The sequence below is a fragment of the Nocardia sp. NBC_01503 genome, assembly GCF_036327755.1.
Lineage (GTDB): Bacteria > Actinomycetota > Actinomycetes > Mycobacteriales > Mycobacteriaceae > Nocardia.
In genome coordinates, this window is the sequence record NZ_CP109596.1 from 3,673,526 (window position 1) to 3,696,919 (window position 23,394).

Consider the following 23,394-nt stretch of genomic DNA (forward strand, 5'->3'; position numbering starts at 1 on the left):
CCTTAGCTTCTCATACCCATATTCAAGATATGCGAGCAAACTCCAATGGGCCTCTGGGACAAGGTTAAACATGCCACCCATACAGCGGTTGACTGGGTCGAGGGCAAACCCGACCACAAAAACGACTCTCCCGCACAGCCATCCAAGCCGACGAGCGATCAGCAGCAACAAGCGCTGCTTCAGATGTATCAGCAAGCCGCGAACCCGCAGCCCCAGCAACCGGCGCCGGTCGGCGGCATCGAAGACACCTTGGCGATCGTCAACAACCCACCGCCCGCGCCAGGGAAGACCCAAACCCTACCCAGCGGGACAACGATCCACAATGACGGTCCGGTCAAGCTGGCCAATGGGCTGAACGGCGACCAGAAGACGATAAACGTTCCCGGCCTGGACCACTCCTTCACCTCTGCAACCGAGGACAAGATCGACCCTCTCAGAGGAATCCTGCCATCGCAGGAGAGTTTGGGTCTGCTGCCCGGACAAAAAATTACGCGCGAATCTCCATACGGTACTTGGACAATCTACGCGACTCCGAATTATAACGGGCAGGTTGTTCAGCAGTGGATTCTAAAGGATTCGGATGGAAAGATACTCGACGACGTAGACGTATATTTTCAGAACGGTCTGCTGCAAAAGTCGATTCAGGCCCCGATGAAGATCGGCGGCTCCAACGCACATGAGCTGGAGCCGACTCATCGTTACGAGGTAGATTTCGCGCCGGATGGCAAGCCCCTTCAATACTGGGACAACAGCACCAGCTATTTCAATGGTGACAGCCGCATTCCGTGGTCTCAGGAACCGGACGAAGGCCGGGCTATCGATGAATCCGGTCTCGTATTCGATGTCGTTGTGAATGCTTTGCCCTTTTCGGGCGTGGTTGTCAAGGGTACGAAAATTATCGCCGGCCGGATTGTGGCGACGATTATCAAGGACGGCGTAGAAGAAACGGCCATCGTCACCAGAGACGCCGCCGGCGATACCGTTCTTCAGTCGTACAAACCCAACGGGCTGGCCGAACCGCCTGTCGTTATCAAGCCCGGCGATGTAGTCGATCCCACCGCAGAGGCGCCGCCAACGGGACTCGCACCGTCGAAGGCCAATCCCTCCGGGCTAGGTGGCGGAAGCACTCCTCGCCCTACGGGTCCGAATCCGGGTTGGGGGAATACCCCGATCCGCCCGGATGACACGGGGAGCATCGATGTCGACGGTTCCCTCCCCTGGGGGAGAGGGGTTAACCCACCTTCGTTGTTCGGTGGCTATTGGCCACGCCCGCGTGGGCGCGCCAATTTTCCTCGCCGAGGCGGTACCCATCCGAATTCCCCGGACCCATGGGCATCGCAGAAGCCCGACGAGATTATGCGCATCGACGAACTGCTCCAGCAAGGCATACCTCCGGCGAAAATTCCCGGGATCATCATGGCGGAACGATCTGCCGCAATGCCGGCGGAGCGGGCTCTCACCAGCGCTCAGATCGAGGCTGTTCTCGAGCACTTGCAGAACCCGGAAGTTGAAACGCTTGTTCCGAATGGCATGTATCTGGGGAAAGATGGGCGGCTGTACTATGACGGCACTACGCCAGGAACCGTCAAGGGTGCTGTTCCCACCGAAGAACTCCCTGGAAAACGAAATCCTGCAAAAACTGGGGGAGACGGATCTGGCCTGCCGCGGCCTTCCAAACTCAACCAGCAGATGCTGGAGGATCTAACCAGGCCTGATGGGGGTGCCAAGGTTCCGCTGGGGATGGAGGAGAAGAATGGCATAAATGACTGGCATGGATCTGGCGCTAAATATGACAACCCTTCCGGGGTGAATGGTTTCATTGGTGATGCACTTACTCGTGCCAGGTTGAGAATGAAAGGATATCGAATTCTTGCCGAGGGTGAGCGAGCCAAAATTCCGATACCCGGTACGGATCCGCAACTTTACTTCAAGCCGGACTTTATAGCGTGGGATCCAGGTACCAGGCAAATCATATTGGTTGAGTCGAAGTTCGGTGGAGCCGAGTATCAGCCGGGTCAATTCTTGGGATACAGTGAATATGCGGCTGGTGGTAAGGCGCTCGATATCGGCGGGAACCAAAATCTTGTAGACGCGCTGGCGAAGTTGAGAATGAAGCCGGAGGATCTGAAAGATTTTGACGTGAGTGTCGAGACTAATCGTTGGACCAAGGATCTGGCGCCAACGAAAGATCTGCTCCGGCAGGCAGCTCAGGATCCTGGTTTCGGGGAAATGATCCGCAACACCCCTCCGGAGTGGCGAAACTCGGCACTGACGGCCTACTCGGAATTGAATGCCGAAGCGGCGCTTCGGTCTCTGACATCTGGAGACTTGAATGGCTGGGCCTATTTTCAAGGAAGGCAGGCGGCGCTCGACGCTGCGCGTACAATGAATCCGAGTCAGCAAACCCTGGATACCCTACTCGGTGTCCTCGACCGGCCGGTCAATGTGAATCCTCCGCTGAACAATGCCAGTCAGCTGATTGGTGCCTCGGATGTGAATCCGATCGGATTCGTATCCAATGAAATCGCGAGGATTTCGACGCTGATCACCGATGCATTGAAGCCGTCGGCTCAACCAGCGGCTGAACAGAAGAGTGTCAGTCAGCCGTTGAACTTGCAAATTTCGATCCCGGAATCCGCAGGATTAGCGGACGCGCGCAGGGCGCGGGGCTACGCATTCGGTCTATAGTCATGCAGTTCGTGCTGGAGAAAGGTGGACGCCGTGGGTGTCAGCTACACAATGCAATTGATGAATCTGGTAACCACGCGACTGACAGAAGCGATGGTCGCAGCAGGTTTCGTGGAGTCGGAGCCTTTGGACGGTCGACCTGCGGAGGAGCCGGCAACCCGCAATCCTCAGTTGCGCAGACTGTGGTTCACCTTGCCGGACAGCGGGATTAGGGGGATGTCCGGAGCGATCGGCGCCCGCCTGACACGTGAGCCGGGGCGCGTCGGCATCCAAGGGCAAGCGTGGGTGGGATCGGCTGCGTTGGGTGAACTGGCGGAACGGTTACCGCCGCGCGCCTTGACCGGGGCCGAGTTCGACTCGGTCCCGTTCGGTTATTTCGATGATCGGTTCGACCCGTTCCGAGAGCTGTATCTCGGTGCGGAGGTGGATGTCGAGTACGTCGTGGGCAAGTTCATGCAATATGTTCAAGGCCCGGCGGCGGAGTGGCTGGGCGACCGTGATTCGCTCGCCAAATTGTTCGACCTCGCGCGCAAGCCCAACATGTTGGATGCACTCGACGGGGTCAACCCCGACCCCCCTCGTCTCCGAGGTGCGGTTCTGCTGAATGTGCTGAACGGCCAGCCGGATTTGGCCGCATCCCTGATGACCTGGTATCTCGCCCGCGACCAGTTCCACCACTGGGACTCCACGGCGCAAGTAGTCGCGTTCGATCTTGAACTCGCGCAACAGTATCCCGCGTATGCCCAAGCTCGCGGGGCGGGCCAGTAGTGGTCCAACCTCCTGTGGTCCTTGCTGATTGCTCGACTAATCCAAACGATTGGACAGGCGTGACGAATGACAGTGCGTGAACACGACCGCATCGACCACCTTGCGACGGCTCCGGACGGTCGACTGCTCTTGGCGATGACGGAGGACCGCGACTACGCCCGTGGCCCGGACACGGTGTTGAACGAGGATTTCCGACGAAAGCTGAACGCTTACATCGGTGCTGTGCGGTCGGGTGATGTGGCTCGCATGGCGAAGGATGCCGGTATCGCGATGGCTAAAGGCGTTGAGATTGTGCTGTTCAGCGTCGCCGAGCCGACATCGTTGGTGTTCGAGATGATCGGCATAGCCAATGCGAACCTCCTACGTGAGGGGATTTCCGTTCGGTGGGAGTCTCTGGCGGAGGAGGAGATTGGGCCCGAGGTGTACGAGCGAGCGATCGTCGATGAGGCTGCTCGACTTCTGGGGCAGGGGTGGAAATTCGCCGTGTTATGGGTTTCGCTGGTTGGGCATGAGGGCTCGGGAGGAATACAGGTTCCCCGAGCCGACGATTCTCTGGCCGACGTTGAACTGTCGGATACGTTGTGGGGCTTGCTGTGTGAGTACAAGTATGTGACGTCCAGCGAGGGTGCGGGTGCGTGGTTGAGTGGGCAGATCAGTCTCGCGGAGCCGGATCAGTACAAGGCGAGCTTCTCGTGGGACACCGTTCCGGAGTGGCTTGCGATGCCCGGTGCGGTGGATATTCGGCAGGAACTCGCTGACTACCCACGTGCTGCGGATGTGATTCCCGCTTGGATGCGCGCGCAGCTCGGCTGACGAACTTGCTATTACGCTGGCGCACTGTCTGTTTCGATACTGCACAAACGAGGGCAGCGTTCATCCATGCTGGTTGGTATCGAAGGCGCGGTCGAAATCGCGCGTATCGCAATAGAACCCGACTGGGACTGGAGCGTCGACGCGCTCGGAAGGTTCTGTGTGATCGCGGGCTGGGAGATCACCGACCGATCCGGTTCGGGGAACGCGGCCCTTCGAACAAATCTGAGAGTTGGCCGACCTGAATCCGACGTGTATGGCAACCCGCGCAAGACCAATCTCATCTCTACCTACGTCACCGATGTGGCCGATCCGGATATGCCGGGGTTGGGCGACTGGCTGGCCGACGCGTTCGACCAGTTGCGTGCGGCGCTCGCCGACATCCTTGGCGAGCAGTGTCGATATGAGCCCGGACGCAAAGCAACGGTTGCATGGGATCGACCGAACATGACGATCGACTTGCACATAACCTGGCAGGCGATTCATATGAGCCTGGTCAGGCCGGATGGCTATTTCGGCATCGACTACCAGGAATGAGTGGGAGCCGGTTCGATGCAGGCTGATCTCGACCACGCCCAGGACGTTATCCGTATCGCGGCGCGTCTGGACTGGACGTGGTCGGTCGACGACCTCGACCGCTTTTGTGCCGCGACCGGCTGGACCGTAGCCACTCGTTTCGAGTCGGGCGGAAGTCTGACAACCGATCTGTCCGCCGCCACTCCAGGTGCGCGCTTTCTGATCAGCGATGGCCGGATCAACTATGTGTCGTTCACGGTTGTCGAGACTGATGACGGTGAGCTCGTATTGGACTCCTTCGCCGATCTCGGCGGTCGGATGGTCGCCACCTTGGGGCAGCCGACGTGGCGTAAACCGGGAGGGCGGCCGAAGATGCGGTGGGATCTGCCGAAAGTCGTTGTCTTCCTGAGCACATTGGAGAGCGAAGTCTTCGTTCGTTTGGTTCGCCCTGAGTATCAGCGGGAGGAGGACTACATCGATGAGGTGGTCATCCCCTGGATCGACGCCAACCCGGAAGAGCATCAATGAACGTGCGATCGACCGCGAATGATGAGATATGGCAGTCGTTCTCGATACGTCTTGCGTCGGTGTTGGCGCGGCTGCCCGCCTGGACCAGCATCGCACTCGAAGCCAGTGGGAACCGTTTTGTGCAGTTCCTGATGGCCGATGCCGGGTTGGCATGTGAGGTGGTCTGCAACGACTACCTCGAGCAAAACCATCGCATGAGCTTGGCTGACGAAACGCTGTTGCACCTGATGGGTTGGGGCACACCACAACACGGTCACAACTGGACTCGATTCCTCGACTGGCCCGCTCGAACTGCTGCCTACCGGGATCTCTCGGGCCATGTCGTCACGGCGCTTCGCGATGTGCTGCACATCAGCGAACCCGCCGAATTGACACTCACCGGCTGGCCAGGTGAGCCCGACCAGGCTCCCGACCTGACGGCGCTCGGGATCAACATCGCGACGACCAGTGAGCCACACAACGGCCCGTGAGTCGTACCATCCCTACGGTGCAAGTCGATATCGAAGGCGCGGTCGAAATCGTGCACATCGCAACGGAACCCGACTGGAGCTGGAGCCACATTGGCCTCCAACAGTTCTGTGCGACCGCGGGGTGGGAGATCGTCAACCATGAGACCTCGGGGGATGGGTCGCTTCGAACCAATCTGAGCGTTGGTCGGCCGAAGGCCAGCGTGTTCGGCAACCCGCGCATGACGAACCTGATTTCGGTCTACGTCACCGATGTGGGCGACCCCGAAATGTCCGGTCTGACAGAGTGGCTGGCCGAGGCAATCGGTCAGCTGCGCGGCGCCCTCGTGAACATCCTCGGGAATCCCAGCCGATACGAGCCTGGCCGTACAGCAACGATCTCATGGGAAATACCGAACATGACGGTCGAGCTGTCCATGACCTAGCAGGCGATTCACTTGCGCCTGGTCAGACCAGATGGCTACTTCGGCATCGACTACCAGGAATGATTCGATGCTGCACTCGCACAACGATTCCCGAGCTATGCGGCCGCCCGTGTGAAGTCATGGCCGAATTCCGATGGCTCGGGTGCATAGGGGGAGCGTCATCGTGACCAGTTCAACAGATCAGGTGATGAAGCTGATCATTACTCGGCTGAGCGAGTCTCTGGCTGCCGAGAGGTTTCTGCCATGTGATCCACCTGGAGACAAGCTGGAGTCCCAGCCCGGAAAGCGTTATCCGCGTTGGCGAAACGCCTGGTTCGCGGGCGGTGCGGGTGCAGATCCACAGATGACGCCGACGATCCAGGCGCATCTGCTTCGGAGTCGTAGCGGGAGCGTCGGGCTGTCGGGCTGGGCTTGGATACTGTCGGATGCGGTGGCGCGGGTGCGTGCCGAGCTGCCGAACGAGGCGCTGGAGAATGCTGCGGAGAGCCTCGTGCCCTCGAGCCTGGAGAGCGTGCCGTTCGGGCATTTTCACCATCCGCAGAACGTGGGACTGGCAACGATCTGGATCACGCTCGAATCGGACGTCGACTACTGCGTCGGCCGGTTCATGGACAGTGTTCTCGGCCCGGTGCGGCAGTGGTTCAGCCAACGGGCGACTTTGACGGATCTGCTCGCACTGGCGCCGACGCCGGCCCCGGGCTCTCTCGACCAGTCGAATCCGGATTCGGTGCGACTGCGGGATGTCGTGATCGTGGCCTTGCTGCGGGGGCGTACCGAGGAAGCCGTGTCACTGATGCGCTGGTATCGGGGCCGCGATCAGTTCGACGCATGGGATTCCCCCGACCGGGTCGCTGCGTTCGACGCCGCGTTGATCGACCGTTTCCCGGACTACGCCGGCGCGCGGTTGGTTGACTGAACAGACACTGTTGGTCACTTCGGCGGGACGGGGTGAATTCGTCGCTACGCTCGGGTGTGTCAGCGAATTCGCGTGCCGCACTGAATATTTCGTGTTTGCGGTGAATTCTACCCGGGTGCGATCCGTGCGGAGGCGGCGTGACTATCTTCGGTATCGACATATCGAATAACAATGGGCCGGATATCGATTTGGCCGCGGTGGCTCGGGAGGGCTTCCGGTTTGTGTTCGCCAAGGTGTCGGAAGGGGACGGGTTTGTCGATTACACCTGGCCCGCTTATCGCGAGGCGGCGCACGCCAATGGGCTGCTGGTCGCTGGGTATCACTATCTGCGGGCCGATGCCGATATCGAGGCGCAGGCGGAGTTGTTCGTTTCGCGGCTCGGGGATGCGGCGGCGATGGTGGACTTCGAGGAGAATTCCGGTGGGATCGATACGTTTTGGGCGTTCGTCGATGCGGTGAACGCGCTGGGGCGCACCATCAATCTCTCGTATATCCCGCGGTGGTACTGGCAGCGGATCGGGTGTCCGGACCTGTCGAAGGTGCCGGGGCTGATCCAGTCCAGTTACGTTGCCGGCTCGGGGCTTGCCTCGATGCTGTACCCGGGGGATGACACCGGATTTTGGAATGGGTTCGGCGGCAAGGACGTCGACCTGTTGCAGTTCACCGATAAGGCCTATGTCGCAGGGCATCTCGTCGACGCGAACGCCTTCGCGGGCACATTCGACCAGTTGCGGGCCCTGCTGGGCCTGACACTATCCACCGATCAGGGAGTTCTCATGGCGCTGACCGATGCGCAACAGTTGGACCTGTACCAGAAGGTGCGGGAGATTTGGGAGCAGTTGCGTGGCCCGGACGGCGACGGCTGGCCGCAGCTGGGTAAGAACGCCCAGGGGCAGAACGTGACGCTCGTCGACGCGTGCGCCATGGTGCGCGATGAGATCGCCGCTATCGCCGCGGCTTCGCACGTCGCACCTGCTCAGCCGAAAACAGCTGCGTAGCAACTCATTACGCTAGGGCCTGTTGGTCACTTCATCCGGCCGGTCGCGTAGCCGTTGCTACGATTGGCGTAGTCGAGAAATCGGTTGTCGCAGAGCGCTTTAGGCCCGCCACCGATCGCGAATTGCGGCTATACATCCAAGTCATGGCGCCATGTCCGCCGTATGACGTTATCTTCGAGGAGGTTTCATGGCGCCGACCGATGCGCAGGACAGCGCGGTCAATGAGAAACGAAGTTCCACAAGCATATTCGTTGCTCGAAATGCGAAGGCTGTGGTGTCGCTACTCGGCGGCGTAATCAATATCCTCGCTGTCTCGGCGGCGCTGATCCAGTTCGCCCCGGCCGATGTGGCGGGTGTGGGCGCGGTCATCGTCGCGGTCCTGGAGGCCCTCCGCACCGCGAATGTCTGGATCATCCGGAACGAACCCGTACTCGAAGCGGAGGCCGCCGAGCTCGCGGGTGCGTGGGGTGCGGGAGCGGCCTGATGGAGTTCACCGACCTACATCTGGTGCTCACCGCCGCCCTATTCCTCGGTGGCACCGGCCTTTCCGCACTGTTCGCCTGGATGCGGACGCGCAAGTTCCAGCCCACCGAGAAGATGCGCTACGAGGTGGCCGCGGCCAAGGACGTCAACGATATGGCGCTGACAACGCTGTCACGCGTATCGGGCGAGTTGCGCGATGTCACCCTCCGGCTCGATGCGGTGGAGGCGGCGCAGGAGGCGTCCATTCGCGAATTGAACCGCGTCACAGGACTTTTCCGGGAGGCGCTGGGGGTGCTGCGTGGCGTGATAGAAGCCGCGCGCGCTGGTCGCATTCCTGATCTGCACATGTCTCGCGAATTGATGGACGAAGTAGAGCACAACGCAATGACCGAAGGAATCTCATGACAGCACCCATCGACCCGGGATTTCTCGGGTATCAGCCGACCATCGAACCGCTGAAGCTGACCACCGGTGCCAGCTTCGTGCAAACCCTTCAGCCGTCCGGCGGGGTGAATTTCCCCACCGGCACAACGGTTTCCATCGTTCTCACGGCACCGGGTGGCGCGGCGCTGGGCAGTTGGCCCGCGACGATGACGCTGACCCAGGCCAGCTGGAATGTCGCCAGCACCACTTGCGACGCCATCCCGGCGAATTCGCGCTACACCATGCTCGTCACCTATCCGACCCCGCAGCCGGTCACCTACGCCTGGTACGAGGGCGCGGTCATCCGCACCTAGCACTTCGCCGAAACCAGTTCACCCACATCCACAAAGGAGCGTTCCATGTCCCTCGTCGTCCTCAGCACCCAGACTCAGCTGGCCAAGGCGTACACCCAGCTCAACGGCAGCACCGGCCTTTTCCTCTCCATCCACAACGCCGATCCGGGCCCGACCGGCACGCCGGCCACCGAGGCTACCGGCGGTAGCTACGCTCGCCAGCCTGTCACCTGGAACCCCGTCACGACCGGTACCGCCACCGGCAACCAGGTCACCATGAACGTGCCCGCGGGCACCTGGACCTACGCCGGTCTGTGGACCGCGGCTACCGGCGGCACCATGGTCGACCGCGTGCAGATCGCCTCCACCCAGGTGTCCAGCCCGAGCGCGCTGCTGGTCACCCCGAGCTTCACCATCAGCTGATCGCGACAGGTGGCGCGACCGCGGCGCCGGTCATCTCACATTGCCCGAGGTGATCGGCGCCGCGCCGTATTCGACTCCGCCCGAACCGATCTCGCATGAACCACATTCGGAGGCACAGTTGAGCTCTGCATCCGCGGCGATCGTGGCACCGCTGCCCGCGCCGCCCACCACCATCGTCGCGGCGCCGAGCCCGCCGACGATCTCCCGGCCCGTCCCCATGACGCCTCTTGTCGCCATAGACGGGACCAAAGTACTGGTCATTCCCCCGTTCATTCGCGCGAGTTTCGCCGGGGCGGGCACGGGTGCGGCCACATACACGAGTTCGAGCACATTCCCCGCGCAGGCCGGCGCGACCGGTGTGCTGGCTGCCGACGTCACCGTCAGACAGCCGATGTCGGTCGGGTTCGGTGCGACCGGCACGCTGGGCTACGCTCTCGCGTTCGGCCCGGGCACCACTCGAGTCCTGCCCGCGCAGTTCGGGGCCAACGCTACCTCGACCGCCACCGACGCGGCCTTCGGATGTAGGGCGGCACTCGCTGTGACGGTGAATAGCGCGAGTTCTCCCCTGCTTGCCACCTTCGGCGGCGCGGGTCTGCTGACCACACAGTTGGGCCCGCCGCCCACTGTCAATGCGGCGGGCAGCACCATGGGTTCGTTGTCGGCCACGACCGGCGTCTTGGCGAACTTCAGTGGTACCGGCGCGGCCGCGGCTACCCTGTTCGCGCCGTCAGGGATGAACAAGAACGGCAGTCAGTCCGGACCCAGCAATGGCAACTGGACCCAGGTCACCGGCTGGACCGCCGATACCGCGAACTTTCCAGGCTCATCAGTGTCCACGGATGCCCTTGCAGGCCAGGGCACCAAGGCAGGCGCCACCGTCGCGACCAGTATCTCGTGGGCACCGTCCACGGGTTTCATCAACAACACCCTGGGCATCCGGATCAAGCAGAACGGCACGCCGATCGCCACTGCGGCACCCACCACGACCAGCCCGGCGCACGTCAGCGCCGTGGTGACCGTCTCGCCCGGCGACAAATTCACCGTCGAGGTTCAGGACGACTCGGGCTACCCCCCGAACTGGAAGTCGACCATCAACGGTGGCGCTTCCAGCTACTTGCAAATCACCTGATTCCCGAGCGAGGACTCCATGATCTACACAGTGACGCTGCCCGCCCAGGCCGCGGCGGGGGCGGACGAGGTGGCTGTGGCGGGCGTGTACTCGCAGGCCTTCTACAGCGGCGATACCGTCACCGACCTACAAATCGTCGCGCCCGCAGGGTATCCGACGGTCAATGGCGCGGCAACCAACAACGTCACCTTCACGGTCCGGCAAATCCAGGGCGGTGTACCCATCGCCAATCTGGGAACCCTCACCCTCGGTGCGGGCGAGACGCTCTCCTCCGAGTGCGCGCTATCGATTCCCGTTGGTGCACAACCGATACTGCAACCCGGCGACTTACTTGACGTGCTGATGCACCAGAACGGCGCCGGCCAGACGATCACCGCCGGGCTGATGGTCTCGATCTTCGTCAGCTGACCGGATTCGCGCATGTATCGTCCGCGTGGAGCTTCTCCGGGCGGACGATACATGTCGTTGCCGTTGTGCGGTTCAACGTGTTTCGGCGACCGCCTCGGCTGTCGGATCGCGGAGTGTCGGATCGACGCGTTCGAAGAGCGCCAGGATCAGCACTCCGCCCAGCGCCATCAACGCCGCCCCGATGCGGAAGGCGAGTGCGTAGCCGCCGGTTGTCGCGACGTCGACCGAGATGCCCTGCTGAATTCGACTGTCGGCGTAGCGGAGTGCGAGCGTTACCAGAACGGCGAGGCCAAGGGCACTGCCGATCTGCTGCATGGTGTTCTGTACGCCGGAGGCGAGACCCGAGTCCTGGATGGTGACTCCGTGCAGGGCGGCGTTGGTCGCGGCGGGCATGGTGGCGCCCGCGAAGACTCCGAACACGATCATGCCCGGCAATATCCCTGTGGGGTAGGACGTTTCGATGTCGATCCCGCTCAGGAGCAGCAGTCCCGCGCCCGCCCCGATGAATCCGACCGTGGCCACGGCTTTGACACCGAACCGGGGTGTCGCCGCGGTGCCCAGGCCGATTCCGATCCCGATGGCGAAACCCAGTGGCAGCCAGGACAATCCGCTCACCAGAGGTGAGTATCCCAGCACATGCTGTTCGAACAGGGTCAGCATGAAGGTGTAGGAGATGAACGCCGACATGAAGAACAGGGACGTGATATTGACGACCGAACGCGTTCGATTGGCGAAGAACGACAATGGGATCAGCGGATTTCGCACGCGACACTCGATGCCGACCATCGCGATCAGCAGGCAGACCCCGGCGATCAGCGGAACCACCACCCGCGCCGAACCCCAGGGATGTTCGGCCGCCGCCAGCAGCCCGTAGACGATGGCGAACAGTCCGCTCGTCGAGGTGACCGCACCGGCGATATCGAGCCCGGAGCCCTGCTCGCGCACCATCCGGCTTTCGGCGACGAGTCGGGGCAGCAGTATCAGAACCAGTACGGCCACCGGCACATTGATGTAGAAGATCCAGCGCCAGGACGCGAAGTCGGTCAGCACACCGGAGACGACGTAGCCGAGGGTGCCGCCGAGCGCCACCAGCCCGCCCCAGATGCCCAGGGCCTTCGTTCGCTCCTTCGGGTCGGTGAACAACAACGCGATCATGCCGAGCGAAGCGGGAGCGGCGAGCGCCTCGGCGATGCCCTGGCCGAACCGGCCCGCGACCATCATTGCCTGCGTGACCGCCGCACCGCAGACGGTCGAGGAGACCGCGAACAGTACGACGCCGGTCAACAGCAATCGCCGCCGGCCGAACACGTCACCCAGCCGCCCGCCGAGCAGCAGCAAACCGCCGGACATCAGTACGTAGCCGTTCACCACCCACGCCAGCCCGGCCTGGGAGAAGCCCAGCGACTCCTGGATTCGCGGCAGCGCCACATTCACCACGGTGATGTCGAGCAGAATCATGAATTGCAGCCCGCACAGCACGCCCAGCGCCAGCCAGCGCCGGGGATCCGCGGGCAGACGATCGGCATTCTCGGCGGTCGAGGTGGTGCTGTCCGCGGTCATGCGATCACCGCCCGAGGGCGAACCATCCGGCAGAAGTGCTGCGCGTGAAGGCAGTTGGGGTCGGCGCTGTCGAGGCACGGTGGTGCGCCGCGCTGTCCGGTCGATGTCATCAGAGTCCTCCTGCGCCGGGGGAAGAGTGTCCGGCGAGGGTAGGACTGTGGTTTTGGGGCAGAATCGTCTCTCGTGAGCGAAGTTTCTTCCGCCGGGCTCTCGGACCCCGCCGCGGAGAGTGCTCGGGATACCGATCTGGCGCGCGCCGGGGACGATGCCGCGTTCACGCGCCTCGTCGGGCCGTTGCGCCGGGAATTGCATGCGCACTGCTACCGAATGCTCGGCTCCACCCATGACGCCGACGACGCGCTACAGGACGCCCTGCTCCGCGCCTGGCGCGGATTCGCGCGCTTCGAGGGCCGCAGCTCATTGCGCTCGTGGCTCTACACCGTGGCCACTCGAACCTGTCTGGACCTCGTCGGCGCACGCGGTAAGCGGGCGCTGCCGGTCGACTTGGGCCCGTCCAGTGATCGCGCGGTGCTCGACAGCGCCCCGGTGCGCGATATCGCATGGCTGGGCCCATATCCCGATGCGGGGCTGCGCGACGGCCCGGCCGGTCCGCAAGCACGATACGAGCAGCGCGAAGCCGTCGAACTCGCATTCATCGCCGCCCTGCAGCATCTTCCGGGCAATCAACGCGCGGCGCTACTGCTCTTCGATGTGCTCGGGTTCTCGGTCGCGGAGATCGCCGCCACCATGGATACCAGCACCACTTCGGTGAACTCCGCGCTGGCGCGAGCCCGCCGAATCGTCGCGGAGAAGGTGCCCGCATCCACTCAGCAGCAGACCCTGCGACAGCTCGGTGATCAGCAGTTGCGCGAGATCGTCGCCGCCTACTGCGCCGCACTCGAAAACGGCGATGCCGACACCCTGGTCGCGCTGCTCACCGAGGATGTCACCTGGTCGATGCCGCCGCTGTCGCACTGGTATCGGGGCCGCGCGGCCGTGACCGACTTCGCCGTTCAGGTACCGCTGTCCGGATGTGGTGCGTGGCAACATATTCCGATCACCGCCAATGGCCAGGCCGCAGTGGCGGGTTATCTCTGGAGCGAGGACGCGGGCGCGTACCTCGGCTGGTCGGTCAATGTGTTCACCCTGCGCGATTCGAAGATCGCCGACATCACCTCGTTCATCGGCCCCGAACACTTAGCCGCCTTCGACCTGCCGATTTCGGTGAGCTGACGAACCCGGCGCGCCATAGGGCGGTGCGGTCCATCGCGGTCGTTACCATCGGAAAGGATTGCTGTTGTAAGCGTCCGAAATTGAGGGAGTACGACGATGAAACGCATATTCCTGGGTGTGGCCGCAGCCGCGCTGATCGGTTCGGGTCTTGCGGTAGCCGGTCCCGCGACGGCCGATGCCGGTGACGAATGCCAGCTCGGTTGGTCGAATGTGGGTCCGCGGACCTGCGCCAAGACCGACTTCAATCTCAGCCCGATCTTCACGCTCGGCAATGGTGTGTGCGCGGGCATGCTGTCCGCCGGTGGCACCGCCTTCGACGGTCCGCTCTACCGATACTCCGAAGCGCCCGGAGCCGCGCATGCGGTCGTATTGCGTATTACGCAGGGGTTTTCACCGGTGGGTGAGTGGGGACCGCAATTGCTGGCCTGCGATGTGAACGCGGTCGTGGATTGGCATAACCTCGACAGCGGTCAGACCGGCAGCGTGACCCGCTTCATTCCGGCCGGTCAGCGCTCGACCCCGGCGATCGTGCTCGCGGATACCGGTTCGGGTCGCGTCCAGTTGACCGTGCGTACCGATCGGCCGAATATTCCGGCCTCGACCGAAGTCTTCGTGCCGTAGGCCGATCGATATCGATGTTCACGGGGGATCGGTAGCCGCCGGATTCGGGGTGGTGCGGTAGCCGGGGTGGACGCCGGGGGTCAGGTCGCGGGCGTCCACCAGTCGGTTGAGCAGGTCGGCCAGCCGGGTGTACTCGGCATCGGAAAGTGTTGCGGTTATTTCTTTTTCATGCGCCAGGGCCACACTGGCGATGCGAGCCAGGAGTTCTCCGGCCGCGGGGGTGAGATGTAGTTCGTGGTTGCGCCGGTCGGTGGCGCTGCGCCGGCGTTCGATGAGGCCCTTGGCATCGAGTGGATCGATCAGGGCCACCACGCGGCTGGGTACCACGCCCAATTCGGCGGCGAGGGCGCGCTGACTGCGGCCGGGTTCGGCGGCGATCATCCGCAGAATGCCGACTTCCGGTGGGGTGAGCCCGATTTCGGCTATGCGCTCGGAGAAGCGCTGGGTGGCGTGCGCGCCGAGCTGGGCGAGCTGGAATGCCACCGCGCGCATCGGGCGGACCAGCTGCGTCTTTTTCACATCCTCTTGCTCCGGTTCGAACACGGCGTTATCGTACACATCAGATAATCGTTCACTGAAGAGAATGATTCATATCTGAGAACGGATTGACATGGCCATTCCAGCCACATCCCGCATCGATCGCCCCCCGGCCACCGCCGAACCGCCGCTCGGAGTCCTCGGCGCGGCCTTCGCCGGGGTATTCGTCGCCGGACTCGTGATCAGCACCATCCGCGCCGGTGGAAGCCCATTTCCTTCGCCCTTCGGCAATGCGGGCGAGGCGCTGGACTACTTCCGCGACCACCCGGCGGCCGTGCGCACCGGCGCGCTACTGCAATTCGCGAGCGCCATTCCGCTGACCCTCTACACGGCCGCGGTCGCGGCTCGGCTGCGCCGGAGCGCCGACGGATTCGCGCCCACGCTCGCCGCGATCGGGGGCACCCTCGCCGCCGCCTTCCTGTTCTGCTCGGGAGCGGTCAGCTGGGTGCTCACCCTGCCCGCGGTAACCGGCGATCCGGCGTTGGTCCGCGCCATGCACACACTCGCCTTCCTGGTCGGCGGGCCCGCCAATGTGGTGTCGACCGGCCTGCTCATCGCGGGTATCGCTCTCGGTGCGCAGTCGCAAAGACGGCTCGCCCCTTGGCTTTTCGCCGTCGGACTGGTGATCGCCTTGATCGCGCTGTGCAGCACCTCGGCACTCGCCTTCACCGCCGCGGCCTTCCTGCTGCCCATCGCCCGCTTCACCGGAATGGCGTGGCTGATCACCGTCGGCTTTCTGCTCTCCCGTCCGTAATCCAGGAGGAATGATCATGACCACCGAATTGGCCGCCAAACTGGTCCGATTCCAGCGACCGGAACTGTCGCTGCCCTATCTCAATGGCATCGAAGATGCCACCATCGCCGCGCTGTTCGGCTTGCGGGGCGATGAATATCATTCGATGCGTGCCGATTTCGCCACCGAGGCGCGCGCGACCGCGGCGGATCTGCTGACCGAGCCGGAGGTCGCCAGCCAGGTCGATCGGTTGCCGTTCGCGCCCGGTGCCCGGGTGCTGGCGGTCGGGGAGAGCAGTACCGCGGACCGACTCTCCTGGTTCGAGATTCTGCGTCATCTGCTCGAACTACGCCGACCGGGCGATGCGATCACCCTCACCAACCTCGCGGTCGCCGGATCCACCACCACCCAGGCGTTGAAAAGTATTGCCGCACTAGGCTTTCAACGCCCCGACTGGGTCTTGTGTCAACTGGGGGCCAATGACGCCCAGCGCCTGGGCGATGACGGTCCGCGCGTGGTCAGCGCCGAGGAGACCGCACGCAATCTCGGTCTGCTGCACGACGAGGGTGTCCGCCTGAGCGGTGCGCGCTGGATCTGGCTCACCCCCACGGATCTGGACGAGGCCCTGACCGCCACCTTCCCACCCTTCCGTCAGGCCGGAATCGGCTGGCGCGCAAAGGATGCCGAAGAGACCGCCCGGGTACTGCGGGATCGTCCGGAGCCCGTGATCGATACGCTCGCGGTCACCCGCCCCAACTCGGCCCATCGCCTCTTCGAGCCCGACGGCGTACATCTCACTCCGGCGGGTCAGGTCGCGGTCACGCGGGCTGTCGTGTCGGCACTCACCGCGATTTCCTGAGGTAGACAATGCGATTCGAAATGTTCGCCCCGGCGGTCGTACTCACCGCCGGAATTCTCACCGCACAGCCGGTGGCCGCGGCGGATCCCGTCGAGACAGGTGTGACCGCCACCCAGATCGGCGATACCGCCGTCCTCACCATCGAGAACGGTACGATCGCCCTGCGCGACGGTGTCCTCACCTTCGAAGCGCCCGATCACACCGTGCTCGCCGGAGCCGAAATGTCCTTCCGGGTAGACGATTTCACCTTCCCGATCGATGCGGACATCACCGCCGGCGCCGCCACCCTCACCCCGCGCCTGGATCTCGATCATGCCGTCTACACCCCGGTCGCCCTGCCCTTCGAGGATTCGGCCGGTTTCCAAACCCCGTATCAGCGCGAACAGGCCGCGTGGAATCGCTTGAGCAGCACCATCGCAATGGGCGCGATCCTGGGCACCCTCATCGGCGGACTCGGTGGCGCCGCGGTCGGATGCGTGCTCGGCGGGGCGGCGGCGGCGACGGTCGCCGCCGCGACCATCGTCGGGCTCTTCGGTTCCTTCCTGCCCGCCGCGGCCATCGGCTGTCTCAGCGGGGTGGCGGCCATCGGCACGCTGGGGACCATCGCGGGGCAGCTGTTCGTCACCGCACCGATCGCCGTCCTGGCGGCGGCGCAGTACTTCACCACCATCACCGCACCCATGCCGTAGCGGCGAAGGCTGGCGGCTGGTGCGTTCCCCGCCAACGCACCAGCCACCTGACGTGCACCGGAGGGCAGCCGGGCGATCAGGTTCCAGGACCCGGTCAAGCCTCTTGTCGGGTTGTGGGAAAGTCAATGCGCTCATGTCGCACCAGAGGTGCGACACCAGGGCTTTTTCCACTGTGACTCGTATGACAAAGCAAGGTTGAGGTGCATGTCCAAAGGGCAACTGGCCGTATTCGTGCGTTCGCGACGCGACGCTCTGGGCGTGACGCAGGCGCAGTTGGCCAAGACGACCGGATGGTCGAAGTCGGCGATCGAGAAGGTCGAGGCGGGGTCACTGGTGCCGAGCCTGGAATTCGCGGGTGCGCTCTTCGACGCCCTGGCGATTCCCTACCTCTATCGGGAGCGGATCATCGCCGCGCTCTATCCGGGCGCCCTGGATCGCATTCTGGGCCGCACCACCGCGGCACCCGATGCCGATGCCCGCGCCGATCTCGAGTACCTGCCCTATCCGGCGGCGTACCTCATGCTGCCAGAGGGCGACATTCTCGGTTTCAATACCGCGTGGCGCGAGGCGTTTCCCGAATCCGCCGCCAAGCCGAACCTGTTCACATACCTGTTCACCGAGCCGTCCGCACAGGAGGTGCTCCTGGATTGGGCGCGACTGGCGCACGGCTTCACCTACGGCCTGCGCATGATGGGCCCGATCGTGCTGTCGGAGACCGTGATCGAGGAGATCGTCACCCGCTGTGGAGTACATCCGGACTTCGACCGCATGTACTCCACCGACCCACCCGTCCATGAGGCACTGAACCCCGTGATCCGAGTCGCCGCCCCGGGCTCCGCCGATACTCGAAACCTCTGCATCAAGATCGACAAACCCCATCTGCCGCACAGCCCGTGGCTCACCTACCGCTTGGTCCCGGTTCGCGATGCGGAGGGCGACCCGAGGTAGGAGTACGCCAGCCGCTACCGGCTGAGCAGGCCCTTGGCGATATGGGTGACCTGGATTTCATTGCTGCCCGCGTAGATCATCAGCGACTTGGCATCGCGCGCAAGCTGTTCCACCTTGTACTCGGCCATATAGCCGTTGCCGCCGAACAATTGGACCGCCTCCATGGCGACCTCGGTGGCGGCGCGGGAGGAGTACAGCTTCATGGCCGAAGCCTCGGCGAGCGACACCTTCTGCCCCGCCGCGGTGCGCTCGATGGCGTTGAACACCATGTTCTGCACATTGATTCGGGCGATCTCCATCTCGGCCAGCTTGAGCTGGATGAGCTGGAACTGTGCGATCTCCTTACCCCAGAGCTTGCGCGACTTGGCGTAATCCACACAGAGCCGGTGGCATTCGTTGATGATGCCCAGTGCCAGCGAGGCGATGCCGATGCGCTCGGCGGCGAAAGACTCCTTGGCACTGTCCTTTCCATCGCCCTTGGCCGGATTCTCGGTCTCGCCGAGCAGCCGGTCGGGGGTGATGCGGACATTGTCGAAGAACAGCTCACCGGTGGGGGAGGAGTTCATGCCCATCTTCTTGAACGCGGGGCTCTGCACGAAGCCGGGCATACCCTTGTCCAGGACGAAGGTGAGCACCTTGCGGTCGCGGCGGTCGACGCCGTCCTCCTCGTCCAGCTTGGCGTAGACGACGGTGACATCCGCGTACGGGCCATTGGTGATGAAGGTCTTGCGCCCGTTCAGGATGTAGTCCGCGCCGTCCCGCCGCACATAGGACTTCATCCCGCCGAAGGCATCCGAGCCAGAATCGGGTTCGGTGATCGCCCACGCGCCGACCTTCTCCATGGTGACCAACTCGGGCAGCCAGCGCTTCTTCTGCGCGAGCGTGCCGCGGCTGCGAATGGTGCCGACGGTGAGTCCGAGGCTCACGCCCATGGAGGCCACCAGTCCCAGGCTCACCCCGGCCAATTCGCTGTTGAGGATGACCCCCATGCTCCCGGCGCCGCTGAATCCGCCGCCGGGCTTACCGGTGGTCCCGGCCTCCTCGCGGGCGAGGGCCTTCTCCAGACCCTCCTTCGCCATCTCGTCGAGCCCGAAGGTCGTGTACATCTTGCGGATGATGTCGAACGGCGGCAGCGCGCCACTCTCCAGCTGGTCGACGTGGGGCTTCAGCTCCTTCTCGATGAACCCGCGCACAGCATCGCGGAACATCAGGTCTTCGTCGGACCACTGGTACATGTCGTGAACTCCCGAGGGATCGCCGGAACGGTCCCTCGAATATAGAACACGTTCTAATTGATGCCCGCGCTCCCGTTCGGCTCAGCGAGCCAGGTAACCCTTGTCGACCGGAATCCGAGCGCCGGTGATGACGCCGGAGCCGTCGCCCGCCAGCCAGACCACGGCCCGCGAGATCTCCTCCGGCTCGGCCATCGGATACCACTGAACCTCGGTATCGGTCTCGAACCCGAGGATGGCCATCAAGAAAGCCCTTCCGATGTCGACCGCGGCGCGGTCGAAGGTGTTGTGGCCCCGCCGATTCGGCGCGGCGGCCGGGCGAGGATCGGGGTGATCGGCACCAGGGTGCGATGCCGCAGGCAGCCCGCCCAGACGCCCGCGCCGTAGACGGTGTGATCGGCGAGTTGGCCGAGCACGAACCGAATCGGGTCCAGCCTTGGGCGGGTGGTGAAGTAGGCGGTCACCGGGGTGCCCAGCAGCAGCGATGCGGCGGCCACGCGCCGGAATCGACGTCGGGCGGGTCTCGGGTCCCGCACCACGAGCAGGGCGGCCAGGCCCGGGCCGGTGAACTGAATCATGAAGCGTCCCAGTCCGAGCCAGGTCTGACGCAGGCCGATCACGGCGGTTCGGGGGGCTTCGTCGGTGGGCAGGTCGAGCTGTCGCAGTGTTCTGCGCGTCGCCAGCACCGATGCTCCGAAGGCCAGCCCGGTCGGCGCGATGCGTCCGGTGAGCGCGGCGAGAATGGTGGCGGCATGCCACGGATGCACGACCAGTGGCGGTGCGGCGGTCGGATGCCGTCGCGCCAGTGGCGCGGCCGCGGTGCCGTAGTGGAATCGCCTGGCCAGCAGGTCGATCCAGCGCTCCGGCTCGCGGTGAAACACCTGTACGGCGGGTTCGTAGCGGATGCGCCGACCCGCCTCGTGTAGTCGCCAGATCAGGTCGACATCCTCGCCGTAGCGCAGTCTCTCATCGAAGACGCCGATGTCCCGCAGGGCATTTCGGCGCACGATGAGCGCGGCGCTGGGCACATAGGAGATACGCGTTCCCGGGGTCACCCGGCCTTCGGCCACTCCCATGTCCAGGCTGCCCGCGACCTCGCCGTAGCTTCCGGCCGAGGTCGTCGCCTCCAGGCTGACGATGCGCGGGGCGACGGCTGCCACCAGCGGGTCGGCGAAATGCGGGATGAGCGCCTCGATCCAATCCGGTGTGGGAACGCAGTCGCTGTCGATGAAGGCGACGAGGTCGGTATCGACCGCGGCCAGACCGGTATTGCGCGCGGCGGCGGGGCCACCGCGGCTCGGGCGGCGCACCAGCTCGGCCGAGTGGGCTTTGACAATGTCCACCAGGGCTTCTCGATCATCGGAGCCGTCATCCACCACGACGACCGGATGAGCGTCGCCGAGCGCCGCCAGGCACCGCCGCAGCTCCTCCGGCCGGTCCTGCACCGGAATGACCACGGTGACCGAGAGGTCGTCGATCGGCGCGGGCGGGCGTGGATGAGCCAATCCGCCGTCGGTCAGCCGCCTGGCCAATGCCGCGCCGGCGGGGGACCGTACCGGTCCGGTGCGCAATTCATCCAGCGCCGCGCGGCCCTTCGGCGACAGTCGCAGCACCCGGGCGGGCGATCCGCCCCGCAGCGTACCGTCGTCGACCTGCACGGTGTCGGTGTCGAACTCGATGCTGAATCCCTGCGGCAGTCCGATATTCACAGCGTCAGTATTCACAGCGCCAGCCCGCCGTCGACGGGAATCAGCGCACCGGTAATGCCACCTGCGACGGGAGAGGCCGGGAAGACCAGCGTGGACAGCGATCTCACCGACTACCTGGATCTCGCCATTCGAGCGCTCGGAGATGGCTTCGCGACACCGCCACCCGCCCCCGCTCGCAGCTGACTCCGGAGTGCCCGAAGCGCTTGTTCCCGAGCGGAGGCCGGGGGCATCAGTGCTCGTGGTCGTCGTCGCCGTGCGGGTGGCCGTGCAGCAACTCCTCCGCGGTGGCATCGCGGATATCCACGACCTTGACCTTGAAGTGCAGCCGCTGGCCCGCCAGCGGATGGTTGGCATCGATGGTGACGTCATCGCCGTCCACCGCGCGCACGGTCACGATCTGCGAATCGCCGTCCGGAGCCTCGGCATGGAACTCCATACCGGGCTCGAGCTCGTCCACGCCCTCGAACATATCCCGGGGCACGGTGCTGACCAGCTCGGCCAGGTATGCGCCGTATCCGTCATTCGGCTCGACGACGACATCGAGCTCGTCGCCGGTCCCCTTACCATCCAGGGCCTGTTCCAGTCCGGGCACGATGTTCTCCGCCCCGTGCAGGTAGACCAGCGGCTCATCGCCGACGGAGGTGTCGAGCACGTCACCGTCGTCGTCGGTCAAGGTGTACTCGATGGAGACAACCTTGTCAGCGGCAATCGACATGGTGTTGACCCTTTCGCAGAGGAATACGGAACGAGCAAATGTATCCCGACTGGTACCCACTCACGGTGCCCCGCACACCGCGATGCCGAATGGAGTACCCCGCGAGGAGGTCGCGGCCGGGGCTGGTACTGCCGGTGGTACCGCTCCGGGCGGGGTATCCGCGCAGTGGTTGTGGGTGGTACGGGAGGTTGTGACTGGGGTAGGTGAGCGGTTGCCGGGGGCCGATCCGGGTTCGATATTGGGCTGGTGAACTCGATCGACGTGGTGGCAGCGCTCCGGTTGAACATGACCAATGTGGATGATGCCGGCGCGCGACACGCCCGCCGCTATCGAGCGGCGGTGGCCATGGCCGAGTACGCCGATCTGCGCGGTTTCGCGGCGGTCAGCTGCGAGGAGCACCATCTCTCCGGAACCGGTTGGCTGCCTTCACCATTGGTGCTTGCAGGGGCGGTGGCGGCGCGGACCGAGCGGGTGAGTGTGAGTATCAGCGCATTGCTGGTACCGCTCTATGATCCGGTGCGACTGGCCACGGATATCGCGGTGCTGGACAATATTTCGGGCGGGCGTTTGGCGATCGTCGCCGGAATGGGTTATCGCCCTGAGGAATACGCCGCCATGGGCCGGGACTGGGCGCGGCGCGGCGAGCTCATGGACACCGCGCTCGAGATCATGCTCGCCGCCTGGCGGGATGTGCCGTTCGAACACAATGGCGCCCTGATCGACGTCACCCCCAAACCCTGTACCCGCCCGCATCCGCTGCTGCTCGTCGGCGGGATGAGCGCGGCGGCGGCCCGGCGCGCGGCGCGATTCGGGTTGCCGTTCTCCCCGCCCATGCCCATGCCCGAGCTGGAACAGCTCTACCTCGGCGAGCTGGAGCGGCTCGGCCGGTTCGGTTTCGTCCATCGACCCGAGCCGGACAGCAAAATCACACTGCTGCATGAGAATCCGGAGACGGGCTGGCGGGACTACGGGCCGTACATCCTCAATGAGGCCCGCGAATACGGATCGTGGCGGCGGGCCGGAGTGCCGCGACCCAATGAGGACGTGATGGCGACCGTCGACGACGTCCGGGCGCGGGGGTACGCGGAGATAGTGAGTCCGGACGAACTGATCGACCAAATCGCCGGTGGCCGTACCGAAATCGTGATGAATCCATTGATCGGCGGGCTGCCGGTGGAGGCCGGATGGGCGAGCCTGCGACTGCTGGGCGAGGTGGTGCTGCCGGAGATCGGCGTGCCCACCATCCCGTCCGCCGGGTAGCCGTTCCCGAAATTCCCACCTAC

Annotated in this window: 28 protein-coding genes; 22 read left to right on the forward strand and 6 right to left on the reverse strand. The window is 64.1% G+C overall.

Annotated features, from left to right (window positions below):
* Positions 1-45: 45 nt before the first annotated feature.
* The 15 genes from OHB26_RS16400 (at position 46) to OHB26_RS16470 (ending at position 11,275) form a co-directional block, all read left to right on the forward strand.
* Complete coding sequence (locus OHB26_RS16400) at positions 46-2,688, forward strand: hypothetical protein (RefSeq protein ID WP_330185019.1); 2,643 nt, start codon at positions 46-48, stop codon at positions 2,686-2,688.
* 33 nt (positions 2,689-2,721) lie between these two features.
* On the forward strand, positions 2,722-3,456 hold the full coding sequence (locus OHB26_RS16405) for a hypothetical protein (protein WP_330185020.1): 735 nt from the start codon (positions 2,722-2,724) through the stop codon (positions 3,454-3,456).
* Between the two features lie 66 nt (positions 3,457-3,522).
* The gene (locus tag OHB26_RS16410) at positions 3,523-4,269 is read left to right on the forward strand and encodes a hypothetical protein (RefSeq protein ID WP_330185021.1); all 747 of its coding nucleotides are present in this window, start codon (positions 3,523-3,525) and stop codon (positions 4,267-4,269) included.
* A gap of 66 nt (positions 4,270-4,335) precedes the next feature.
* Positions 4,336-4,803, forward strand: coding sequence for a DUF6301 family protein (locus OHB26_RS16415; RefSeq protein ID WP_330185022.1), 468 nt, complete (start codon positions 4,336-4,338; stop codon positions 4,801-4,803).
* Between the two features lie 15 nt (positions 4,804-4,818).
* A complete protein-coding gene (locus OHB26_RS16420; protein ID WP_330185023.1) occupies positions 4,819-5,310 on the forward strand; it encodes a DUF6301 family protein in 492 nt (163 codons plus the stop codon).
* Positions 5,307-5,780, forward strand: a complete 474-nt coding sequence (locus tag OHB26_RS16425; protein ID WP_330185024.1) for a TY-Chap domain-containing protein — start codon at positions 5,307-5,309, stop codon at positions 5,778-5,780. Before OHB26_RS16420 ends, OHB26_RS16425 begins: the two co-directional genes overlap by 4 nt.
* A 17-nt stretch (positions 5,781-5,797) precedes the next feature.
* On the forward strand, positions 5,798-6,202 hold the full coding sequence (locus OHB26_RS16430; protein ID WP_330185025.1) for a DUF6301 family protein: 405 nt from the start codon (positions 5,798-5,800) through the stop codon (positions 6,200-6,202).
* Positions 6,203-6,365: 163 nt separating this feature from the next.
* Positions 6,366-7,118: a hypothetical protein gene (locus OHB26_RS16435; RefSeq protein ID WP_330185026.1), complete on the forward strand. Its 753-nt coding sequence runs from the start codon at positions 6,366-6,368 to the stop codon at positions 7,116-7,118.
* Positions 7,119-7,255: 137 nt separating this feature from the next.
* Entirely contained in the window at positions 7,256-8,116 is an 861-nt protein-coding gene (locus OHB26_RS16440) for a glycoside hydrolase family 25 protein (protein ID WP_330185027.1), read from the forward strand.
* Between the two features lie 187 nt (positions 8,117-8,303).
* The gene (locus OHB26_RS16445; RefSeq protein ID WP_330185028.1) at positions 8,304-8,600 is read left to right on the forward strand and encodes a hypothetical protein; all 297 of its coding nucleotides are present in this window, start codon (positions 8,304-8,306) and stop codon (positions 8,598-8,600) included.
* Positions 8,600-9,004, forward strand: coding sequence for a hypothetical protein (locus OHB26_RS16450; protein WP_330185029.1), 405 nt, complete (start codon positions 8,600-8,602; stop codon positions 9,002-9,004). Before OHB26_RS16445 ends, OHB26_RS16450 begins: the two co-directional genes overlap by 1 nt.
* Entirely contained in the window at positions 9,001-9,336 is a 336-nt protein-coding gene (locus tag OHB26_RS16455; protein WP_330185030.1) for an LtfC-like domain-containing protein, read from the forward strand. Before OHB26_RS16450 ends, OHB26_RS16455 begins: the two co-directional genes overlap by 4 nt.
* A 45-nt stretch (positions 9,337-9,381) precedes the next feature.
* Positions 9,382-9,738, forward strand: a complete 357-nt coding sequence (locus OHB26_RS16460) for a phage tail fiber protein (protein WP_330185031.1) — start codon at positions 9,382-9,384, stop codon at positions 9,736-9,738.
* A 118-nt stretch (positions 9,739-9,856) separates the two neighbouring features.
* The gene (locus OHB26_RS16465; RefSeq protein WP_330185032.1) at positions 9,857-10,867 is read left to right on the forward strand and encodes a hypothetical protein; all 1,011 of its coding nucleotides are present in this window, start codon (positions 9,857-9,859) and stop codon (positions 10,865-10,867) included.
* Positions 10,868-10,897: 30 nt separating this feature from the next.
* On the forward strand, positions 10,898-11,275 hold the full coding sequence (locus OHB26_RS16470) for a hypothetical protein (RefSeq protein ID WP_330185033.1): 378 nt from the start codon (positions 10,898-10,900) through the stop codon (positions 11,273-11,275).
* Positions 11,276-11,347: 72 nt separating this feature from the next.
* Here the strand turns inward: OHB26_RS16470 and OHB26_RS16475 are convergent, their stop codons facing one another.
* On the reverse strand, positions 11,348-12,835 hold the full coding sequence (locus tag OHB26_RS16475) for an MFS transporter (RefSeq protein ID WP_330185034.1): 1,488 nt from the start codon (positions 12,833-12,835) through the stop codon (positions 11,348-11,350).
* A gap of 183 nt (positions 12,836-13,018) precedes the next feature.
* Here OHB26_RS16475 and OHB26_RS16480 point away from each other — a divergent pair, with 183 nt between their 5' ends.
* Entirely contained in the window at positions 13,019-14,068 is a 1,050-nt protein-coding gene (locus OHB26_RS16480) for a sigma-70 family RNA polymerase sigma factor (RefSeq protein ID WP_330185035.1), read from the forward strand.
* Between the two features lie 96 nt (positions 14,069-14,164).
* Positions 14,165-14,689, forward strand: coding sequence for a hypothetical protein (locus OHB26_RS16485; RefSeq protein ID WP_330185036.1), 525 nt, complete (start codon positions 14,165-14,167; stop codon positions 14,687-14,689).
* Positions 14,690-14,707: 18 nt separating this feature from the next.
* On the opposite strand, the gene OHB26_RS16490 is transcribed toward OHB26_RS16485, so the two are convergent.
* Positions 14,708-15,232 (reverse strand): MarR family winged helix-turn-helix transcriptional regulator, encoded by a 525-nt coding sequence (locus tag OHB26_RS16490; RefSeq protein ID WP_330185037.1) that lies wholly within the window; start codon positions 15,230-15,232, stop codon positions 14,708-14,710.
* A 67-nt stretch (positions 15,233-15,299) separates the two neighbouring features.
* Between OHB26_RS16490 and OHB26_RS16495 the strand changes: the two genes are divergently transcribed.
* From OHB26_RS16495 to OHB26_RS16510, 4 genes are all read left to right on the forward strand, one after another.
* Positions 15,300-15,980, forward strand: a complete 681-nt coding sequence (locus tag OHB26_RS16495) for a hypothetical protein (RefSeq protein WP_330185038.1) — start codon at positions 15,300-15,302, stop codon at positions 15,978-15,980.
* Positions 15,981-15,996: 16 nt separating this feature from the next.
* Positions 15,997-16,818 (forward strand): SGNH/GDSL hydrolase family protein, encoded by an 822-nt coding sequence (locus tag OHB26_RS16500; RefSeq protein ID WP_330185039.1) that lies wholly within the window; start codon positions 15,997-15,999, stop codon positions 16,816-16,818.
* An 8-nt stretch (positions 16,819-16,826) separates the two neighbouring features.
* Positions 16,827-17,507: a hypothetical protein gene (locus tag OHB26_RS16505; protein WP_330185040.1), complete on the forward strand. Its 681-nt coding sequence runs from the start codon at positions 16,827-16,829 to the stop codon at positions 17,505-17,507.
* A gap of 204 nt (positions 17,508-17,711) precedes the next feature.
* Positions 17,712-18,455: a helix-turn-helix domain-containing protein gene (locus OHB26_RS16510; RefSeq protein ID WP_330185041.1), complete on the forward strand. Its 744-nt coding sequence runs from the start codon at positions 17,712-17,714 to the stop codon at positions 18,453-18,455.
* Positions 18,456-18,469: 14 nt separating this feature from the next.
* Here OHB26_RS16510 and OHB26_RS16515 read toward each other — a convergent pair whose 3' ends face one another.
* The 4 genes from OHB26_RS16515 to OHB26_RS16530 form a co-directional block, all read right to left on the reverse strand.
* Positions 18,470-19,690: an acyl-CoA dehydrogenase family protein gene (locus OHB26_RS16515; protein ID WP_330185042.1), complete on the reverse strand. Its 1,221-nt coding sequence runs from the start codon at positions 19,688-19,690 to the stop codon at positions 18,470-18,472.
* A gap of 81 nt (positions 19,691-19,771) precedes the next feature.
* On the reverse strand, positions 19,772-19,930 hold the full coding sequence (locus tag OHB26_RS16520; protein WP_442942960.1) for an SDR family oxidoreductase: 159 nt from the start codon (positions 19,928-19,930) through the stop codon (positions 19,772-19,774).
* Entirely contained in the window at positions 19,930-21,396 is a 1,467-nt protein-coding gene (gene mftF / locus OHB26_RS16525; protein WP_330185043.1) for a mycofactocin biosynthesis glycosyltransferase MftF, read from the reverse strand. The genes OHB26_RS16520 and mftF overlap by 1 nt, the downstream gene beginning before the upstream one ends.
* 229 nt (positions 21,397-21,625) lie before the next feature.
* Positions 21,626-22,111 carry an FKBP-type peptidyl-prolyl cis-trans isomerase gene (locus tag OHB26_RS16530; protein ID WP_330185044.1) on the reverse strand — a complete coding sequence of 162 codons (486 nt, stop codon included), beginning with the start codon at positions 22,109-22,111 and terminating at the stop codon, positions 21,626-21,628.
* A 255-nt stretch (positions 22,112-22,366) separates the two neighbouring features.
* Here OHB26_RS16530 and OHB26_RS16535 point away from each other — a divergent pair, with 255 nt between their 5' ends.
* Positions 22,367-23,371, forward strand: a complete 1,005-nt coding sequence (locus OHB26_RS16535) for an LLM class flavin-dependent oxidoreductase (RefSeq protein ID WP_330185671.1) — start codon at positions 22,367-22,369, stop codon at positions 23,369-23,371.
* Positions 23,372-23,394 lie beyond the last annotated feature (23 nt).

Excerpts from the sequence above, each read along its gene's own strand:
- OHB26_RS16410 (WP_330185021.1), top strand. The coding sequence starts at position 3,523 with ATGACAGTGCGTGAACACGACCGCATCGACCACCTTGCGACGGCTCCG.
- OHB26_RS16460 (WP_330185031.1), top strand. The coding sequence starts at position 9,382 with ATGTCCCTCGTCGTCCTCAGCACCCAGACTCAGCTGGCCAAGGCGTAC.
- OHB26_RS16495 (WP_330185038.1), top strand. The coding sequence starts at position 15,300 with ATGGCCATTCCAGCCACATCCCGCATCGATCGCCCCCCGGCCACCGCC.
- OHB26_RS16420 (WP_330185023.1), top strand. The coding sequence starts at position 4,819 with ATGCAGGCTGATCTCGACCACGCCCAGGACGTTATCCGTATCGCGGCG.
- OHB26_RS16475 (WP_330185034.1), bottom strand. The coding sequence starts at position 12,835 with ATGACCGCGGACAGCACCACCTCGACCGCCGAGAATGCCGATCGTCTG.
- OHB26_RS16425 (WP_330185024.1), top strand. The coding sequence starts at position 5,307 with ATGAACGTGCGATCGACCGCGAATGATGAGATATGGCAGTCGTTCTCG.
- OHB26_RS16455 (WP_330185030.1), top strand. The coding sequence starts at position 9,001 with ATGACAGCACCCATCGACCCGGGATTTCTCGGGTATCAGCCGACCATC.
- OHB26_RS16445 (WP_330185028.1), top strand. The coding sequence starts at position 8,304 with ATGGCGCCGACCGATGCGCAGGACAGCGCGGTCAATGAGAAACGAAGT.
- OHB26_RS16400 (WP_330185019.1), top strand. The coding sequence starts at position 46 with ATGGGCCTCTGGGACAAGGTTAAACATGCCACCCATACAGCGGTTGAC.
- OHB26_RS16450 (WP_330185029.1), top strand. The coding sequence starts at position 8,600 with ATGGAGTTCACCGACCTACATCTGGTGCTCACCGCCGCCCTATTCCTC.
- OHB26_RS16510 (WP_330185041.1), top strand. The coding sequence starts at position 17,712 with ATGTCCAAAGGGCAACTGGCCGTATTCGTGCGTTCGCGACGCGACGCT.
- OHB26_RS16485 (WP_330185036.1), top strand. The coding sequence starts at position 14,165 with ATGAAACGCATATTCCTGGGTGTGGCCGCAGCCGCGCTGATCGGTTCG.
- OHB26_RS16520 (WP_442942960.1), bottom strand. The coding sequence starts at position 19,930 with ATGGCCATCCTCGGGTTCGAGACCGATACCGAGGTTCAGTGGTATCCG.
- OHB26_RS16505 (WP_330185040.1), top strand. The coding sequence starts at position 16,827 with ATGCGATTCGAAATGTTCGCCCCGGCGGTCGTACTCACCGCCGGAATT.
- OHB26_RS16530 (WP_330185044.1), bottom strand. The coding sequence starts at position 22,111 with ATGTCGATTGCCGCTGACAAGGTTGTCTCCATCGAGTACACCTTGACC.
- OHB26_RS16415 (WP_330185022.1), top strand. The coding sequence starts at position 4,336 with ATGCTGGTTGGTATCGAAGGCGCGGTCGAAATCGCGCGTATCGCAATA.
- OHB26_RS16515 (WP_330185042.1), bottom strand. The coding sequence starts at position 19,690 with ATGTACCAGTGGTCCGACGAAGACCTGATGTTCCGCGATGCTGTGCGC.
- OHB26_RS16500 (WP_330185039.1), top strand. The coding sequence starts at position 15,997 with ATGACCACCGAATTGGCCGCCAAACTGGTCCGATTCCAGCGACCGGAA.